This window comes from Stenotrophomonas sp. YJH_SMC_81, assembly GCF_059370875.1.
Window position 1 is genome coordinate 89598 of record NZ_JCAFUB010000008.1, and the last position, 16695, is coordinate 106292.

The window sequence follows — 16695 nt, forward strand, 5'->3', positions numbered from 1 at the left end:
ATGAGCGTGCTGGTCATCGGTGGCAATGGTTTCATCGGCTCGCGACTCGTCGCCGCGCTGCGCACGCGCGGTGACGAGACAGCGGTGCTGGATCGCTTTGCTGCCCGCCGGGACATGGACTGGAGTGGCGTGCGCTATTTCCAGGGCGATTTCCATGACGCCGATGTACTGGAACAGGCAGTGCAGGGGGTGGACACCGTCTACCACCTGGCCAGTTGCACGGTGCCGAGCACGGCCGACGCCGACCCCATCGCTGACATCCAGGGCAATCTGGTTGGAACACACCGGCTGCTGGAGGCCATGCGTGAGCGCGGTGTCCGCAGGTTCTGCTACTTCTCCTCGGGAGGAACGGTGTACGGCAACCCCGACGCCGTTCCTGTGCCCGAAACGCACGCGCTGCGGCCAATCTCGTCCTACGGCATCGTGAAGGTCGCCATCGAGCAGTATCTGGCCATGTTCCAGCGCAAGGGGTGGCTGGACCCGGTGATCATCCGGCCCTCCAACCCGTACGGTCCGGGCCAGCCGGCGCGCAGCGTCCAGGGGGCCGTTGCTGTCTTCCTTGGAAAGGCGCTTGCCGGCGAAGGGATACAGATCTGGGGCGATGGAGAGACGGTCAGGGACTACATCTACATTGACGATCTGATCGACCTGTCCCTGCGTGCGGTTGATTCGGGCCGCAATGCGGTCTTCAATGCGGGCTCGGGTAGTGGCATCAGTCTCAACGAGCTGTGCAACTGCATCCGCAGCGTGACTGGCAGTGCGTTGTCCGTTCAGTACCAGCCGGCTCGCGCGTTCGATGTGCGCGAAATCGTGCTCGATGTGGCAAGGGCAAGAGAGGACCTGGGGTGGCTGCCCCAGGTGGGAATCCATGATGGTATCCGCAGAACCTGGCAGGCAATGCTGGACGAGGGGGCTTCCAGGGGGTGACGTAGTGGATGCCGCCCATTCAGGGAGCAGGCCATGTACCCGCAGACGATGTGGTTTGATTCTGTAGCAGCGATCTCCCAGGCGGTAGCGGGCTCGCTGGACCTGATGCGTGAAATCGATGGCGAGATTGGCAAGGGCAGCCTGACCCGTGGCTTCTGCGCCCATTGTGGCAAGGTGCGGGATCTGCAGGTCAACGGCGGTGCGATGTTTGGTGCCGATGTCAACCTTCGGGAAGGGCTGGTCTGCCAGTCGTGTGGGCTCAACTCACGGTCCCGGCACCTGTACATGGAAGCACGCACCTGCTTCGGACCAACTGACCGTCTCGCACTCCTGGAGGCTTTTTCGCCGCTGTCGCGCTATGCCGCGGCAGTATGGCCCGCGATGATGCTGTCTGAATTCCATGGGCCAAGCTCACTGGGTGGGGAACAGTACACCTTCCCCGACCCCCAGGGGGGCACGCGCACTGCGGTTCACCAGGATATGCAGGCACTCTCGTTCGACGATGGATGCCTGGATGGAATACTCCACAACGACGTGCTTGAGCACGTTCCAGACCCCTTGGCGGGCTTGAAGGAGTGCCACCGCGTGCTGGCGCCAGGTGGCGTGGCGTTGTTCACGGTACCGTTCTTCCCTTGGCTTCCTGAAACCCTGGTCAGAGGGCGACTGGACGAGAGCGGGGCGCTGGTGGAGCTGCTGCCAACAGAGATGCACGGCGACGGTCTTCGCCCCGAGGGGATCTACACATTTCACAATTTCGGTGCCGATTTCGCCGATCTGGTGACGCGTGCGGGGTTCCCGGACGTCTCCTTTGGCGTGTGCTATGACCCCTATGCGGGCCTGGTGACAAACAACTACCGTTATGGGGATGAGTTCCTTATGCTACCCACGGTCGTCCGTGCGGTCAGGGAGCGGATGGATGAGACGGATCCTGCCCCGGCGTCGATCATGGAGTGAAAATGCAAGACAACACCGCTGTTGTGTCCGCCGTTAACGCACTTCCCAAGCGCGGACGGTTGGAGTTTCTGGACGCACTGCGTGGCCTGGCGGCTGCCTATGTGGTGATCTACCACATGACCCTGATGCCCCAGCCCCAGTTGGCATTGCCGCGTTGGGCCGAGAAGTTCACCCTGATGGGGGGCACGGGTGTCACCCTGTTCTTCATCGTCAGCGCTTTCTCGCTCTATTACACGATGCCGATGCGGAAAGGCAGCCCGAAGCCGACTGCCAGTTTCTATCTGCATCGTTTCTTCCGCGTAGCGCCTCTTTTCTACTTCCTTATTCTGGTGAGCTGGCTCCGCGACGCCTGGCTGTTTGATGTCCACCATTCGGTAAGCGCGGTGGCAGCGTCTGCGACGTTCATCTTCAACCTGTTCCCCATGCGCCAGGAAGGATTCGTCTGGGCAGGCTGGACCATTGGCGTGGAAATGATCTTCTACGCGGTGTTCCCTTTGATCTATGCCCGGGTAAGGGATCGGTACAAGGCTGTCGCGTTCATTTTCGTCACCCTCCTGTTCTGGTACTTCATCGGACTGGTGCTCGATTACCTGGTGTTGCCGGAGGGGTGGCGCGAGTCGATCCTGCAGTGGAGCACGTTCAAGCATTTCCCGATCTTCGCCACGGGCATCCTTCTGTACTACTGGTTCATGGATACCGATGCCGACTGCAGCATGGCCCGAAGCAAGGGACAGGCGGCGTTGTTCGCGGGGGCCTTCACCTATCTGGCCCTGATTCAAGGCTGGTTGCCGAACGTACTGGGTAACCCGTACTACTTCCAGGCGCTTGCCTATGGATTGATCTTCATCGGCTTGGCCCTGTTCCCCTGGAAGCTGGTTGTCAATCGCTTCACTTCATTCCTGGGCAAGGTCAGCTACTCGCTCTATCTGTTGCACCCGACCATCGTGTACCTGCTGATTCCCGTCTATCGCCGCATCCATGAACAGCAGACCGATCTGACGGTCGCGTTCATCGTGTGCGCCGGGCTGACCTTCGCAATTCTCCTGCCGCTGGCGTGGCTGTCCTATCGCTTCATCGAACTGCCGGGCATCCGGCTGGGCAAGCGGTTGGAGGCCCGTTGGCTGCCGAAAAGGGCAACTGCATGAAACTTGCTCCCTTGGCCGCTGCGGCCATCATCTGCGTTTCGCTCGCGGCCTGTCGCGAACCGAACGCACCGCTGCCAGCTTCAACTTTGCCTGCTGGCAGTGGGCCTGGTGACGCGCAATCGGCAGCTGAAGTCGAGCCGCCCGTTGCGCAGATTCAAGCAGGGCCTGGCGTCATCGAGGGCATCGATGTTGCCAAGGCATCTGACCAGTCCTACTGCAACATCGAGAGCGTTGGAACCAGTGCTTTCGTCGCAGGACCACTGGCTGTGGCGCCGGCGCAGAAGGTCCACGGCTGGTTGGGTCATTCCACGCCCGCCCCTGTAGGTTCACCCGTGCTGGTGCTGCTGGGCGAACACGGCGCCGCTGCAGGGGTCGCCCTGCAGCTGTCCATGGTGCGGGAGGATGTGGTGAACGCCTACGGAGGGCGAGCGGAACTACGCGATTCCGGTTTCGAGGCTGCGCTTCCGGACGTGCCGGCGGGCACCTACAAGCTGCTTCTGCACTACATTGTCGATGGAAAGCCGTATCGTTGCGACAATGGCCGCCAAGTCACTTTCGATAAGTGACGAAACTATTCAACTGCACTGATCGCTCCTGAATCGATCCGTTATTCAACAAGGAAAACCAAAATGAAGTTCAGTATCGGATTGCCCTCGCTGTGCCTGGCAGGAGCGACGTGTCTGGCGTTGACGGCATGTGATCTGCGTGAGCCAGCAGCCACGCCTGCTGCGGCAGCGGATCCGGCCCAGCCGGCGAATGCAGCGCCGACTGCGGGGGCGAACGAGGATGCGGATTCCGCCGCCAAGGCTCAAGTGGAGGCAAAGCTGCTTGCTGGGCTGGATGCAGTGCAGCCGTTGATCAAGTCGAAGGAGGATGTCTATCAGCCTATCGCACCGCTGGCTGACCACCGACTCCTGCTGCACCCAGCTGAAGGCAAGCGTGCCCGCCTTGTACTCGATGTAAGCAGCCTTTCAGGTCTCACGCTTTCGCCTGTCATCGAGAGTTTCCAAGGTAATGCGACCTGTGAGGCGGATCCGAGCGCCGGCGTTGCGGGACTGCACTGGCAGCTTGATGGAGCGCCGATGAACGACGTCGTCGTAGACCGCAACTATGCCTCGGCCATCCGGGTCGATGTCGGTGGCGCCAAGCAGCTGGTCATCGAGTCCAGCGACCAGAACGGCGTCATCTGGTGTGACTGGCTTGCAGTCGGTTTCCACGACGTTGTACCCAAGTAAGCGCATCCCAGGAATGTGAGTTGATCCAATGAACGAAAGCCCGACCAGATTCGATAGCGGCACCTTGGCAACATGGAAGCGCCTCGCGCCGCTCACTATTTCGGTTGTCCTGTTGTTCTGGGCATATCTGCGCTTCAATAAAGGGTTCGCGGTAGATGATTCATACATCACGTTCCGGTATGCGCAGAATGCATTGGCGGGTCACGGCTTCGTCTTCAACGTAGGCCAGCACTACTACGGATCAACCGCAACCGGCTACGCCATGCTGCTCGCCGGCATAGTGAAGCTGCTGTCGTTCGTACGCATTCTGGTCGACATCCCGCAGGTATCGACCTTCCTCTCAGCGTTGTCGGTCGCTGGGATCGCCTGGATCGCTGGGCGAGCCTGTCTCTGGAATCGCTCGCTGCTCGGACAGGTCGCAGCGGTTGCAGTAGCCGTGTTCATTGTGGTCCTACCGCTGTCCAGTTCGGTATCTGGCCACGAGACATATGCCTTCACCGCGGCGCTTGCGGTGGGCAGTTACCTGATCATCATGAGACGCGCGTTGTTTGCAGGGGCACTGATGATGGTGCTCGCGATGACGCTGCGCCCGGACTCGCTGTTGTTCGTCATCATCCAGTTCTCAGGCCTAGTCTTCGCCTTTGGCGTTGACCGGACACAGTCCCGCTACACCCTGCGGCAGATCTGCATTGCGGTGGGCATCGTCCTGGTCGGGATGCTGGCGTGGGTAGTGGCGATGAAGCTGTATTACGGCACCTTCTTCCCGGGCACGATGGACGCAAAGAAGGCCCAGGTGCAGATGGGCTATTGGCCGCTGTTCAAGATCAGCACCGTCGTAACGGCGCTCGACCAGCTGTTCGCGGGTCGCTACTGGCTGTTGTTGCCGGTGCCAGCACTGGTCGCCGCAGGTGTGTTCCTGCGACAGTTGCGCGCGCGACTGCCAGGTCCGTTGGTGAATCCCTTGATCCTTTACTGCGCGGTCTGGCTCTTGTTCGCACTGGGTGTTGTTTGCGCCTATACCGTGTTCAAGGTGACGTTGTGGACGTGGTACGTCGCGCCGATCGGTTTCGGGCTGTTGCTCTCAGGCGTATACGGCGCCAACTACCTCGCGCAGCAGCGGGTAGCCAGTGCCGCCAATGTTGGCCAAGTGCCGAGCACGCCTGGAACGTGGGCATCCTTCATCCTCGGTTTCCTGCTGGCGGTCGGCCTGTCGATCACGCCGCGGATCGACCAGCAGGCAAAGACGTTCGCAACCAGCCGAAACGTCAACGGGCACCTGACAAGCTATGACCCGATCATGTATTACCTGAAAAAGCATGAGCCTGCTGGTACGAGCGTGGCCATCGCTGAGCCGGGCACCTTCGGATACAAGCTGGGTCCTGACTACCAGGTGCTGGACGTGCTCGGTCTGGCAAGTCCGGGTGTAGCGAAGGCCCTGCGCGCTGGCGACTTCAACTACACGGTGACAACCTGGAAGCCCAAGTACGTGGTGACGAGTTGGCAGGGCAAGTACAACCCTGACCAGCAGCCCGGCTTCTTTGATCATTACGAGCTGGTGGGAGAGTTCCGGGAGCCCTACTGGGATGTGCTGCTGAAGCAAGGCGCCATGCTCTACCGACGTAAGGCAGACGCAACGGCTCACTGATTCAGTGGGGGCCGGGCTCTTCCACAGCGAGGCCCGGCCATTTTCTCTCGTACGCCCGCCGCAGGATCGGGATGCCGACCGACATGGTCTCTTTGGCTGCGGCGTCATCGCTCCAGTAAAGTGCAGCATTGCGCTCGATGACCGTGGGGATGGGCATGTGCCTATCCCTTATATCCCTGTATGCCAGCGCCTTGCTGGAAGAGTGTTCCCTGGTGTACGTCGTGCGCCAGAACTCGGCCTCGACCCAGCCAGCCCCTAATGCAAGCGTAAGCAGGACACCAACGGCTCGCGTGGCCATCGGTCGGTTTCGGCTAGCAAGCGTCAGCCATGCCAGAATCGGGAGCAGCATGGAGATCGCGCCATAGTGCATAGCCAACCCAGGTTGCCAGCCGCCTTGGTACTGCGCGCGTCCCCATGCAACGGCGCACAGCTGGAGCATGACGGTGGAGACCAAGAGTGCGCAGACGCGGGCGGCAGGATTTTCTTGCCCACCGCGCAGTCCAGCCAGCACCGCGGCTGCCGCAGCCACGCTGATGATCGCTGCTGCGACGTACACATCCCAGGCTGGCAGCAGGCTCGCACCGATCAAGCCCGCAAAGAACTGTCCGAACGCAGAGGGAGAGGGGACTGCCTCACCCGCACCGGCCCGTGACCATGAAAACCACAGCAATGCCAGAAGCAGACTGGTCAAGCATAGCGCAGCAGTGAGGTATGGGCCGCGCTGCGTCTTCGTTGCGCGCAGCCATGCCAGCGGGAGCATGAACCCGGCCTGCAAGAGGCCATTCAATCCACACAAGCCGCATGCAATGACTGCCAGAATCGCCACGGCCAGATGCCATGGGCGAATGGAATGACGAACAACTGCCCATGCAAATACGCAGGCAAATAGGGCGCTCGACAGAAACTGCAGGTGAAATCCCCACATGGCGTAACCGGCCATCGGGTTGAAAAGCGCGATGGGAATCATCGCATCCCATACGCTGGTGGATCCGCGGAGATTGCGGGCGACCTGCAGAGTGATGAGGCCGATCGCTGTAGCTACAAGGAGATTGAGGATGACCAGTGTTCTGAAGTCGAATTCTGATGCGTTGAGCAGGGCCCACTGCAGGGCCTTCTGCAGGGGAATCCTGTGGTCCCCATGCTGCTCCCAAAGCCAGGCCCAAGGAACCCCATTCTGTGCCGCGACAGAGGTTACGTAGTACCACTCATCTGCAAAAGGGTAGACCTGAAGGTCCCGGAAATGCCGGGCGATCTGCACAATCGGCAAGGCAAGCAACAACGCGTAGGGAAGCGAGCGATACGCAATGTGCCAATGGATGGAGGACGACGAGGGGTTCAAGGGCTGTGTCATGGAAAATGACTGGCGGCAGGCCGTCCCAGCATACTCCTGGCAGTCAGGTTGGATCGTGCTGCCTGGAAAATACGAATCTCGCATCCAGCTGATACTTCACGATATACCCGATACACAGACCCACGATCCCACCGATGTAGCGCATCGCGTCGCTTTCGAACGCAAAATGGAATGCGGTCTCCGTTCCCCAGAATATGACCGTGGTCGCCAGGCCCATCACTGTGTAAAGAATGAATGTCTTGGCTTCGTGCTTGTGGTCGCGCGAACGATGGTCGAATACAAACCGCTTGTCGAGGATGTATTTGCAGACGAGCCCGGTACCCGTACCAAACGCCATCGAGAGCGCAACTGCCCAGGGCCCTGAATACACGGCGATGGCCAAGGCCTGTGAACCAATGTTCACAGCGATCGACAACGCTGCGAATGCTGCGTAGATCGCCACGAGCCTGGTGCGGGTCACAGGCGGACCTTCCGGAAGATCCGCTCGGGGATGTGCTTGATGACCTGCATGATGAGCCACCAGAATCCGGGAAGATAGGCGACAGGGCGTCGCCGGTCGATCGCCTTGACGATTCCCTTTGCAACGTTGTCCGCAGACGCCCAAAGGGGGCCCTTCTTGAAGGAGGCAGTCATCGGCGTGTCAACGAAGCCTGGCTTGATCGTCAGGACGTTGATGCCTTCGCTCTGCAGGCGTTGCGACAAGCCGCTCATGTACGCGGTGACCGCAGATTTCGCGCTCCCGTAGAGGTAGTTGCTGGCGCGGCCCCTGTCTCCAGCGACAGATGAGATGACCGCGATGGTCGAACCCGCCTGCATTCTGGAAGCCAGCTGGTGTGCGAGTGCAATAGTCGCGGTTCCGTTGACATGGAACTCGCGTAGCGCAACATCGACGTCCGCATCGCAATCCGCTTGTGAGGGAAGCGTTCCGTGCGCGATAAGGGCGACATCGATCTGCCCCAGGCTCTGCATTGCCTCATCCAGGATCGCAGCATGGGCGCGAATGTCGGCCACATCCAGTACGGAAGAGGTCACCCGCGCTGCACCACGCGTTGAGAGATCCGCCGCGGTGATGTCCAGTTTCGCGCTGCTGCGGCCCACAAGGTGCAGTGCACTGGCGCGTTGTGCATAGCAACGCGAAACGCTTTCAGCAATGGCCGAAGTGGCGCCGATAATCAGGATCTTCTGCATATTTACTCCGTCATACGTCGCCAGAAATCTGACGAAAATCTAGGGTCCATGTGGCTTTCAAAGGCGCTGAGCGCGTGCCCATATCCTTGCTGGAAAAGCTTGGGCGCCATACGGGCATCCTTGGCCGGGTACAGGGTTCCACCCGCTTCGGTGACGATATCGTCCAACCTGCTCAGCAACCGGAAGACACTGGGCCCAGTGTTTGGGAAGTCGAGCGCAAGGGTTGTGCCTGGCCGGGGGAAGGAGAGCAACCCGCTGGCACTGATGTCCCCGAATTCCTTGAGTACCGCGAGAAAAGAGCCGTTGCCGCTGTCGGAGATTGCCCGCAGCAGACTCGCGGTCGCGTCCTTGGCGCAGGACGGTGGAAGCACGCATTGATGTTGCAGGAACCCTCGGGGGCCATAAATACGGTTCCAGTTCCCGATTCCATCCAACGGATAGAAATAGCCCTGATAATGCTGCTGACGACGCTGGCGCAGGGCCAGCTGCCGCCAATAATAGGCAGTGTTGAACGGCCGCAGGGTGAGCCGGTTCACCAGCGATACCGGTGGCGTGGCAGGGAAAGACAATCGTTGCCGCCCGCCGGGAACCGGTGCTAACGGGTCGCCGGGTGCGTGGTCGCTGCGAATGAAATGCCCGCGACCGAGCCTGCTGCCTTTGGCCAGGCAGTCGATCCACGCGACCGTGTATTCGTGCGTAGAGGCGGACTCTGCAGAAAGTGCGAAGAACTCATCGAGTGAGCCGAAGCGGACTGTTTCAGTGTCGAGCCAAGGTCCTGGGACACGTCGCAGCTGGATTTCGCAGCGGGTGATCAGTCCGGTCAGTCCCAGGCCACCGATAGTGGCTCGCAGCCGTTCGCTTCCCGTTCCTGCAGCGAGATGTTCCCTTGATCCATCCGAACGCAGTAGCTCAATCGAGCGCACATGGTGCCCGAAGCTGCCCGCTACGTGATGGTTCTTGCCATGCACGTCATTGCCGATGGCCCCGCCCAGCGTGACCCAGCGCGTACCAGGGGTAACGGGGAGAAACCATCCGTGGGGTAGGGCCAGCGAAATGACCTCGGCCAGTGTGACGCCCGCCTCTGCCTCGAGTACGCCAGTGGAAGGGTCAAAGGAAATGAAATGGTCCAAGGCACGAGTGGTCAGCAGACTTCCGCCGGCGTTCAGGCAGCTGTCGCCATAGCTACGGCCGTTGCCACGGGGAAGCGCGGATCCACTGAAATCAGGCAGCGGCGCAAGCCGACCCGCCACGGGCAGGTTGCGCTGTCCGTAGGCGACGGGAAAGCGGCCCCATGAGCTGAACTCGCTGCTCATATGGCGATCAGAAGCGCCAGCAGTCCAAGGGCGCCGACCACCTGGCTTACGCGGTCTGTCGCGGCGAACACGATGGGGTCATCGTGCATGTCGCCACGGTGCGCAACGACCCAGACGCGGCTCACCCAGTACAGCAGGATCGGGCACAGCAGCCACAGAAGCTCCGGCCTGCTGTAGAGCTGGATGCTGGCAGGACTGTTGATGTACAGGGCGAACACCAGGACCGCCAGGTAGCCCGCGCTGGTTCCCATTGACTGGATGAGCGGCAGGTCATTGACACTGTATCCCCGCCCGATCGCGGTTTCCTTGCCACTGCTGAGCGCTGACTCGAGTTCACCATACCGCTTCACCAATGCCAGGCTCAGGAACAGGAACATGGAGAAGGCGAGCAGCCAGAACGACATGTCTGCATTGATGGCGACTGTTCCGCCGATGATCCGGACGGTATAGAGAGCCGCAAGCAGGACGACATCGATCATGACGATGCGCTTCAGCTTCAACGAATAGCTGAGCGTCATGATGTAGTAGCCCACCAGCACCAAGGCGAACTTCCAGTTGCATGCCAGTGCCAGTGCAAAACCGCTCAGCGTGAGCAGGGGGGCGGCCAGCAGGCCCTGCAGGATGGGAAGCCGGCCTGCAGCAAAGGGGCGAAGGCGTTTGCGTGCGTGCAATCTGTCGGGGGTGAGATCCAACAGATCGTTCAGGACGTAGACGCCCGACGCGCACAGGCCGAATGCAAGGAATGCGACCACGCCTTGGATGATCGCATCAATATCGAAAAAGCGGTGTGCGGTGAGGAGCGGAACCAGCACGAGCAGGTTCTTGAGCCATTGATAAATGCGCAGCGCCTTTACCCAGGTCTTCAAGCCTTCCCGTGCACGTGGCAAGGTGCTTGCCACCTTGGTGACCTTGGCTGCGGCCACTGCCAGCGAGTCAGTACCATTGACTACGATCGCCGAGGCTGCATGCTTCCAAACCTGCAGGTCAACGCGCCCGTTGCCGAGATAGTCAAAGCCCCGCTCACCGAAGCGCTCCACGAGCGCCTCAGCCTTGCGATGCCCGGCGAGGTTACGGTTGCCGTCGCTGCACAGCACCTCCTCGAAGAGCCCAAGGTGTTCTGCAATCGGAGTTACCAGCAATGCATCCGACGCAGTGCAAAGCACGCGGGGTCGTTGTGGAGTGTTCCGCAACAGTTCCAGTACGCGCTCGTCATACGGCAGCGTCTCCGGCGGCAGCGTTGTGCGTTTGGCCAGTTCACGCTTCAGTGCCGCCTTTCCCTTGAGCAGCCAGAGCGGCAGCATGAACACGTAGAGCGGATTCTGTGCGAGTAGAGCGAGCAATGACTCATACAGGACGTCTGAACGCAGCAGCGTTCCATCCAGGTCTACGCAGAGGGGGCGACTATCGGTGCTCACGCGGCATCGCTCCCCACGGGACGGATTGGCTTGGACTGCATAGGTTCCATTTCCGGATGCAAAGGTCATCCAGTATAGCGGCAAGTCCAAAACCTCCCGGCGCATGCGTGCCGGGAGGGTTCACGCTGTTTACAGCGCCTTTTCCAGCTCAGGCAGGATCGCAAACAGATCCCCCACCAGACCAATATCGGCAATCTCAAAGATCGGCGAATCCGGATCCTTGTTGATCGCGACGATCGTGCCAGCATCCTTGATGCCGGTCAGGTGCTGGATGGCACCGCTGATGCCCACCGCCACGTACAGCTCCGGGGCGATGATCTTGCCGGTCTGGCCCACCTGCAGGTCGCTGGGCACGTAGCCGGCATCGACCGCGGCACGCGAGGCACCCACGGCGGCACCGAGCTTGTCGGCCAGCTGGAAGATCACCTTGAAGTTCTCTTCCGAACCGACGCCACGGCCACCGGAGACCACGCGCTTGGCGCTCTGCAGGTCCGGGCGGTCGCTGGCACCTGCGGCGAGGCCGACGAAGCGGGTGTGGGTCGGCAGGGCAGCATCGACGCTGGCTGCTTCGATGGCGGCGCTGCCGCCCTGGGCGGCTTCCGGCCACGAGGCGGCACGCACGGTGGCGACCACGATCTGGTCGGCCGGGGCTTCCACGGTGATGATCGCGTTGCCGGCGTAGATCGGGCGCCTGAAGGTGTGGCTGCCTTCGACGGTCATCAGGTCGGAGACCTGGTTGACGCCCAGCAGGGCAGCCACGCACGGCATCAGGTCCTTGCCAAAGGTGGTCGACGGACCGAACACGTGGCTGTAGCCCTTGGCCAGCTGCGCGATCTGCGGCGCCAGTACCTGCGCGATGGTCTGCGCGTTGGCGGCGTTGGCCACGGTGAGGACCTTGGAGACGCCACTGATCTTCGCGGCTTCAGCGGCGACGGCGGCCGGATCGGCGGCCAGCACCACGACATCGATGCTGGCACCGCTGATGGCGGCGGCGGCGCTGACAGTCTTGGCGGTGGCGGCGTTGAGCTTGCCGTCGTGGTGTTCGGCGATGACGAGAATCTTGCTCATTACAGCAGCCCCTTCTGCTTGAGTGCGGCCACCAGTTCGGCCGCGTCCTTGACCATCACACCCTTGCTGCGCTTGGACGGTGCGGCGTACTGGGTGGTCTTGAAGGTGTCGGCGGCTTCAACGCCGAGGTCGGCCAGCTGCAGGGTCTCCAGCGGCTTGGCCTTGGCCTTCATGATGTCCGGCAGCTTGATGAAGCGCGGCTCGTTCAGGCGCAGGTCGGTGGTGACCACCGCCGGCAGATCGACTTCCAGCGTTTCCAGGCCGGCGTCGACTTCGCGGGTCACCGTGGCCTTGCCGTCGGCAATGTCCAGCTTGCTGGCGAAGGTCGCCTGCGGGCGGCCCCACAGCGTGGCCAGCATCTGGCCGGTCTGGTTGGCGTCGTCGTCGATGGCCTGCTTGCCGAGGATCACCAGGTCCGGCTGTTCCTTCTCGATCAGCTTGAGCAGGGTCCGTGCGGCGGTCAGCGGCTGGATGGCCTGGTCGGTGACCACATGGATGGCGCGGTTGGCGCCCATGGCCAGGCCGTTGCGCAGGTGCGCCTGGGCATCTGCGGGGGCAATGCTGGCAACCACGACTTCGCTGGCGATGCCCTTGTCGCGCAGGCGCAGGGCTTCTTCCAGGGCGATTTCATCGAAGGGGTTGGGGGACAGCTTGACGCCGTCGGTGACCACGCCGGAACCGTCCGGCTTGACCTGAATGCGGACGTTATAGTCCACCACGCGCTTGTACGCGACGAGGATTTTCATCTGGTACGGGGTCCTTCAATAACGGAGAGAACGTCCGGTCCTGCAACAGCAACCGGTTCGGGGGTGGGATCCCGATTCTAGCTGGCTTGAGGGGACCATGCGAATGCGTATGGTTATGCTGCGCTGCGGCATGGCTCGCGTGAATCCAGTGCGTCGTTCACGTCACGCAGGCAGTCGTGAAGACGAACCACATGTATCCTGTGCTGCTGTGCTGGGGTGCTTCATGGCGCCCCTTGGATGAATTTCGATCAGGAGAACAGGTAGTGCCCACATGGCTTGTCACCGGCGGTGCCGGATTCATTGGCGGTAACTTCGTTCTCGAGGCCGTCGCACGTGGCGTCAAGGTCATCAATCTCGACGCCCTGACCTATGCCGGCAACCTGAAGACCCTGTCCAGCCTGGACGGCAACCCGAACCATGTGTTCGTGCAGGGTGACATCGGCGACAGCGCCCTGGTCACCCGCCTGCTGGCCGAACACCAGCCGGACGCGGTGCTCAATTTCGCCGCCGAGAGCCACGTCGACCGTTCCATCGATGGCCCGGGTGCGTTCATCCAGACCAATGTAGTGGGGACCCTGGGCCTGCTGGAAGCCGTGCGTGATTACTGGAAGGCGTTGCCGGCCGAGCAGGGCGCGGCCTTCCGCTTCCTGCACGTGTCCACCGACGAGGTGTACGGCACCCTGGGCGAGACCGGCAAGTTCAGCGAAACCACGCCGTACGCCCCGAATTCCCCGTATTCGGCGTCGAAGGCCGCTTCGGACCACCTGGTGCGTGCCTTCCACCACACCTACGGGCTGCCGGTGCTGACCACCAACTGCTCCAACAACTACGGCCCGTATCACTTCCCAGAGAAGCTGATCCCGCTGGTGATCGCCAAGGCGCTGGCCGGCGAGCCGCTGCCGGTGTACGGCGATGGCAAGCAGGTGCGTGACTGGCTGTTCGTGTCCGACCATTGCGAAGCGATCCGCACCGTACTGGCCAAGGGCCAGGTCGGCGAGACCTACAACGTCGGCGGCAATTCGGAAAAGCAGAACATCGAAGTGGTGCAGGCGATCTGCGCCCTGCTGGACCAGCGCCGCCCGCGCGCGGATGGCCAGCCGCGCAGCAGCCAGATCACCTACGTCACCGACCGCCCCGGCCACGACCGTCGCTATGCGATCGACGCGTCCAAGCTGAAGAACGATCTGGGCTGGGAACCGGCCTACACCTTCGAGCAGGGCATCGCCTTCACCGTCGACTGGTACCTGGACAACCAGGACTGGGTCAACGGCGTGCTGGACGGCAGCTACCGTCTGCAGCGCATCGGCACTGCGGCCTGAACCCTGGAGACGACATGACGCAGCGTAAAGGCATCATCCTCGCCGGCGGCTCCGGCACCCGGCTGTATCCGATCACCAAGGGCGTCAGCAAGCAGCTGCTGCCGGTGTACGACAAACCGATGATCTATTACCCGCTCAGCGTGCTGATGCTGGCGGGCATCCGCGAGGTGCTGATCATCAACACCCCGCACGAGCAGGCACTTTTCCAGCAGCTGCTGGGCGACGGCTCGCAGTGGGGCATGGACATCCAGTACGCGGTGCAGCCGAGCCCCGATGGCCTGGCCCAGGCCTACCTGATCGGCCGCGACTTTGTTGCCGGCAAGCCGAGCTGCCTGGTGCTGGGCGACAACATCTTCCACGGCCACGGCCTGCGCGAAGTGCTGCGCAACGCCGACCAGCGAGAGCAGGGCGCGACCGTATTCGGTTACTGGGTCAACGACCCGGAACGTTACGGAGTGGCCGAGTTCGACAAGGACGGCAAGGTCATCGACCTGGTCGAGAAGCCGGAGAATCCGCGTTCGAACTACGCAGTGACCGGCCTGTACTTCTACGATGGCAATGCCAGCGACTATGCGGCCGAGCTCAAGCCGTCGCCGCGTGGCGAGCTGGAGATCACCGATCTGAACCAGCGCTACCTGCGCGAGGGCCACCTGCACCTGGAGGCGCTCGGCCGTGGCTACGCCTGGCTCGATACCGGCACGCACCAGTCGCTGCTGGAGGCCTCCAACTTCATCGAGACCATCCAGACCCGCCAGGGCCTGCAGGTCTGCTGCCCGGAAGAAATCGCGTTCGGCCAGGGCTGGATCAACGCCGAGCAGCTGGAAGCACTGGCTGCGCCGCTGATCAAGAATGGCTACGGCCAATACCTGCACAAGCTTGCCCTGCGTGGAGTCGTTCCGTGAAAGTGATTGAAACCAAGTTGCCCGGTTGCGTGGTGATCGAGCCGGCGGTGTTTGGCGATGCCCGCGGCTATTTCTTCGAAACCTGGAATGCCGAGCGCTTCGCCGCGCTGGGCCTGCCTGATCGCTTCGTGCAGAGCAACGTGTCGACGTCCGCGCAGGGCGTACTGCGCGGACTGCACTACCAGTGGCCGCGCCCGCAGGGCAAGCTGGTGACCGTGCTGGAGGGCGAGGTCTACGACGTCGCCGTGGATATCCGCCGCGGCTCGCCGACCTTCGGGCGTTGGGAAGCGGTGGTACTGAGCGCTGAGAACAGGCGGCAGTTCTGGATTCCGGAAGGCTTCGCCCACGGATTCGCCGTGCTGTCCGAGCGCGCTCTGTTCAGCTATCTGTGCACGGATGTCTACGTCAAGGAAGCCGATGCGGGTATCCGCTGGAACGACGCTGACATCGCCGTGGACTGGCCGGTCAGTGCACCGACCTTGTCGGCCAAGGACGAGAACGCGCCGTTCCTGAAGGACGTTGCTGAAGACCGCCTACCGGTCTACGTGCCATGACCGTGCTGGTGTTCGGTGGCAATGGCCAGGTCGGCCAGGAGCTGCTGCGCGCGCTGGCCCCGCTGGGAGCAGTGGTAGCCACCACCCGTAGCGGCCAGCTGCCCGACGGCAGCGCCTGCGAAACCGCCGATTTCGGCCAGCCCGACAGCCTGCCTGCCTTGCTGGACCGCGTGCAGCCGTCGCTGGTGGTCAATGCGGCCGCTTACACCGCCGTTGACCGCGCAGAGCAGGACGCTGATGCGGCCTTCGCTGCCAACGCGCAGGCGCCGGGCGTAATCGCGCGCTGGTGCGCGGCCCACGGCGTGCCGTTCGTACATTACTCCACCGACTACGTATTCGATGGTCAGGGCAGCGCGCCCTACCGCGAAGACGAGCCGACCGCCCCGCTGGGCGTGTATGGCACCAGTAAGCGCGATGGCGAAGACGCGGTGCGTGCGGCCGGTGGCCGCCATCTGATTTTCCGCACGGCGTGGGTGTATGCCTCGCACGGCGCGAACTTCCTGCGCACCATGCTGCGCGTAGGGGCCGAGCGCGATGCGTTGCGGGTGGTGGCCGACCAGGTCGGCACGCCGACGCCGGCCGCGCTGATCGCTGATGTCACCTTGCAGGCGCTGCAGCATCCGGGGCAGTTGTCGGGTACCTGGCACCTGACCGCCAGCGGCCAGACCAGCTGGCATGGGTTTGCCGAGGCGATCTTCGCCGAAGCGTTGGCCACCGGCGTGTTGGCCAAGGTGCCGACGGTCGAGGCGATTCCCAGCTCCGAGTATCCGACCCCGGCCAAGCGTCCGGCCTGGTCGGTACTGGACAACCGCAAGCTGCAACAGGATTTCGGCATCGTGCTGCCGACCTGGCAGGATGGCCTGAAGCGGGTGATGGCGGAGATTGCCTGACCCGGTAGGCGGCGTGCCGACCAGCGGTCGGCACCCACCCCAA

17 protein-coding genes are annotated in these 16695 nt (G+C 62.2%); 10 read left to right on the forward strand and 7 right to left on the reverse strand.

Features of this window, described 5'->3' with window-relative positions:
- The 6 genes from AC5P8U_RS15875 to AC5P8U_RS15900 all read left to right on the forward strand — a co-directional run bounded on the left by AC5P8U_RS15875 (window position 1) and on the right by AC5P8U_RS15900 (window position 5906).
- The gene (locus tag AC5P8U_RS15875; RefSeq protein ID WP_495214219.1) at window positions 1-927 is read left to right on the forward strand and encodes an NAD-dependent epimerase/dehydratase family protein; all 927 of its coding nucleotides are present in this window, start codon (window positions 1-3) and stop codon (window positions 925-927) included.
- 33 nt (window positions 928-960) lie between these two features.
- Window positions 961-1881, forward strand: coding sequence for a class I SAM-dependent methyltransferase (locus AC5P8U_RS15880; RefSeq protein WP_495214220.1), 921 nt, complete (start codon window positions 961-963; stop codon window positions 1879-1881).
- Window positions 1882-1883: 2 nt separating this feature from the next.
- Window positions 1884-3026 (forward strand): acyltransferase family protein, encoded by a 1143-nt coding sequence (locus AC5P8U_RS15885; protein ID WP_495214221.1) that lies wholly within the window; start codon window positions 1884-1886, stop codon window positions 3024-3026.
- A complete protein-coding gene (locus AC5P8U_RS15890) occupies window positions 3023-3592 on the forward strand; it encodes a hypothetical protein (RefSeq protein WP_495214222.1) in 570 nt (189 codons plus the stop codon). The genes AC5P8U_RS15885 and AC5P8U_RS15890 overlap by 4 nt, the downstream gene beginning before the upstream one ends.
- Window positions 3593-3655: 63 nt before the next feature.
- Window positions 3656-4261: a hypothetical protein gene (locus AC5P8U_RS15895; RefSeq protein ID WP_495214223.1), complete on the forward strand. Its 606-nt coding sequence runs from the start codon at window positions 3656-3658 to the stop codon at window positions 4259-4261.
- Between the two features lie 28 nt (window positions 4262-4289).
- Window positions 4290-5906 carry a DUF8728 domain-containing protein gene (locus AC5P8U_RS15900; protein WP_495214224.1) on the forward strand — a complete coding sequence of 539 codons (1617 nt, stop codon included), beginning with the start codon at window positions 4290-4292 and terminating at the stop codon, window positions 5904-5906.
- A gap of 1 nt (window position 5907) precedes the next feature.
- Here AC5P8U_RS15900 and AC5P8U_RS15905 read toward each other — a convergent pair whose 3' ends face one another.
- The 7 genes from AC5P8U_RS15905 to AC5P8U_RS15935 form a co-directional block, all read right to left on the reverse strand.
- Window positions 5908-7341 (reverse strand): hypothetical protein, encoded by a 1434-nt coding sequence (locus tag AC5P8U_RS15905; RefSeq protein ID WP_495214225.1) that lies wholly within the window; start codon window positions 7339-7341, stop codon window positions 5908-5910.
- Window positions 7301-7717, reverse strand: a complete 417-nt coding sequence (locus AC5P8U_RS15910) for a GtrA family protein (protein ID WP_495214226.1) — start codon at window positions 7715-7717, stop codon at window positions 7301-7303. Before AC5P8U_RS15910 ends, AC5P8U_RS15905 begins: the two co-directional genes overlap by 41 nt.
- A complete protein-coding gene (locus tag AC5P8U_RS15915; RefSeq protein WP_495214227.1) occupies window positions 7714-8445 on the reverse strand; it encodes an SDR family oxidoreductase in 732 nt (243 codons plus the stop codon). The genes AC5P8U_RS15910 and AC5P8U_RS15915 overlap by 4 nt, the downstream gene beginning before the upstream one ends.
- A gap of 2 nt (window positions 8446-8447) precedes the next feature.
- A complete protein-coding gene (locus AC5P8U_RS15920; protein WP_495214228.1) occupies window positions 8448-9758 on the reverse strand; it encodes an FAD-binding oxidoreductase in 1311 nt (436 codons plus the stop codon).
- Complete coding sequence (locus AC5P8U_RS15925; protein ID WP_495214229.1) at window positions 9755-11173, reverse strand: UbiA family prenyltransferase; 1419 nt, start codon at window positions 11171-11173, stop codon at window positions 9755-9757. The genes AC5P8U_RS15920 and AC5P8U_RS15925 overlap by 4 nt, the downstream gene beginning before the upstream one ends.
- Window positions 11174-11302: 129 nt before the next feature.
- A complete protein-coding gene (locus AC5P8U_RS15930; protein ID WP_495214230.1) occupies window positions 11303-12241 on the reverse strand; it encodes an electron transfer flavoprotein subunit alpha/FixB family protein in 939 nt (312 codons plus the stop codon).
- The gene (locus AC5P8U_RS15935; RefSeq protein ID WP_171956408.1) at window positions 12241-12987 is read right to left on the reverse strand and encodes an electron transfer flavoprotein subunit beta/FixA family protein; all 747 of its coding nucleotides are present in this window, start codon (window positions 12985-12987) and stop codon (window positions 12241-12243) included. The genes AC5P8U_RS15930 and AC5P8U_RS15935 overlap by 1 nt, the downstream gene beginning before the upstream one ends.
- 263 nt (window positions 12988-13250) lie before the next feature.
- On the opposite strand from AC5P8U_RS15935, the gene rfbB reads away from it, so the two are divergent.
- From rfbB to rfbD, 4 genes are read left to right on the forward strand one after another with little or no spacing between them, the layout of a single operon-like run.
- Window positions 13251-14306: a dTDP-glucose 4,6-dehydratase gene (rfbB, locus tag AC5P8U_RS15940; RefSeq protein ID WP_353761375.1), complete on the forward strand. Its 1056-nt coding sequence runs from the start codon at window positions 13251-13253 to the stop codon at window positions 14304-14306.
- Window positions 14307-14320: 14 nt separating this feature from the next.
- Window positions 14321-15208: a glucose-1-phosphate thymidylyltransferase RfbA gene (gene rfbA, locus AC5P8U_RS15945; protein ID WP_061480209.1), complete on the forward strand. Its 888-nt coding sequence runs from the start codon at window positions 14321-14323 to the stop codon at window positions 15206-15208.
- Window positions 15205-15762, forward strand: coding sequence for a dTDP-4-dehydrorhamnose 3,5-epimerase (gene rfbC, locus AC5P8U_RS15950; RefSeq protein WP_495214231.1), 558 nt, complete (start codon window positions 15205-15207; stop codon window positions 15760-15762). The genes rfbA and rfbC overlap by 4 nt, the downstream gene beginning before the upstream one ends.
- On the forward strand, window positions 15759-16652 hold the full coding sequence (rfbD, locus tag AC5P8U_RS15955) for a dTDP-4-dehydrorhamnose reductase (protein ID WP_447897054.1): 894 nt from the start codon (window positions 15759-15761) through the stop codon (window positions 16650-16652). The genes rfbC and rfbD overlap by 4 nt, the downstream gene beginning before the upstream one ends.
- The last annotated feature ends 43 nt before the right edge of the window (window positions 16653-16695 follow it).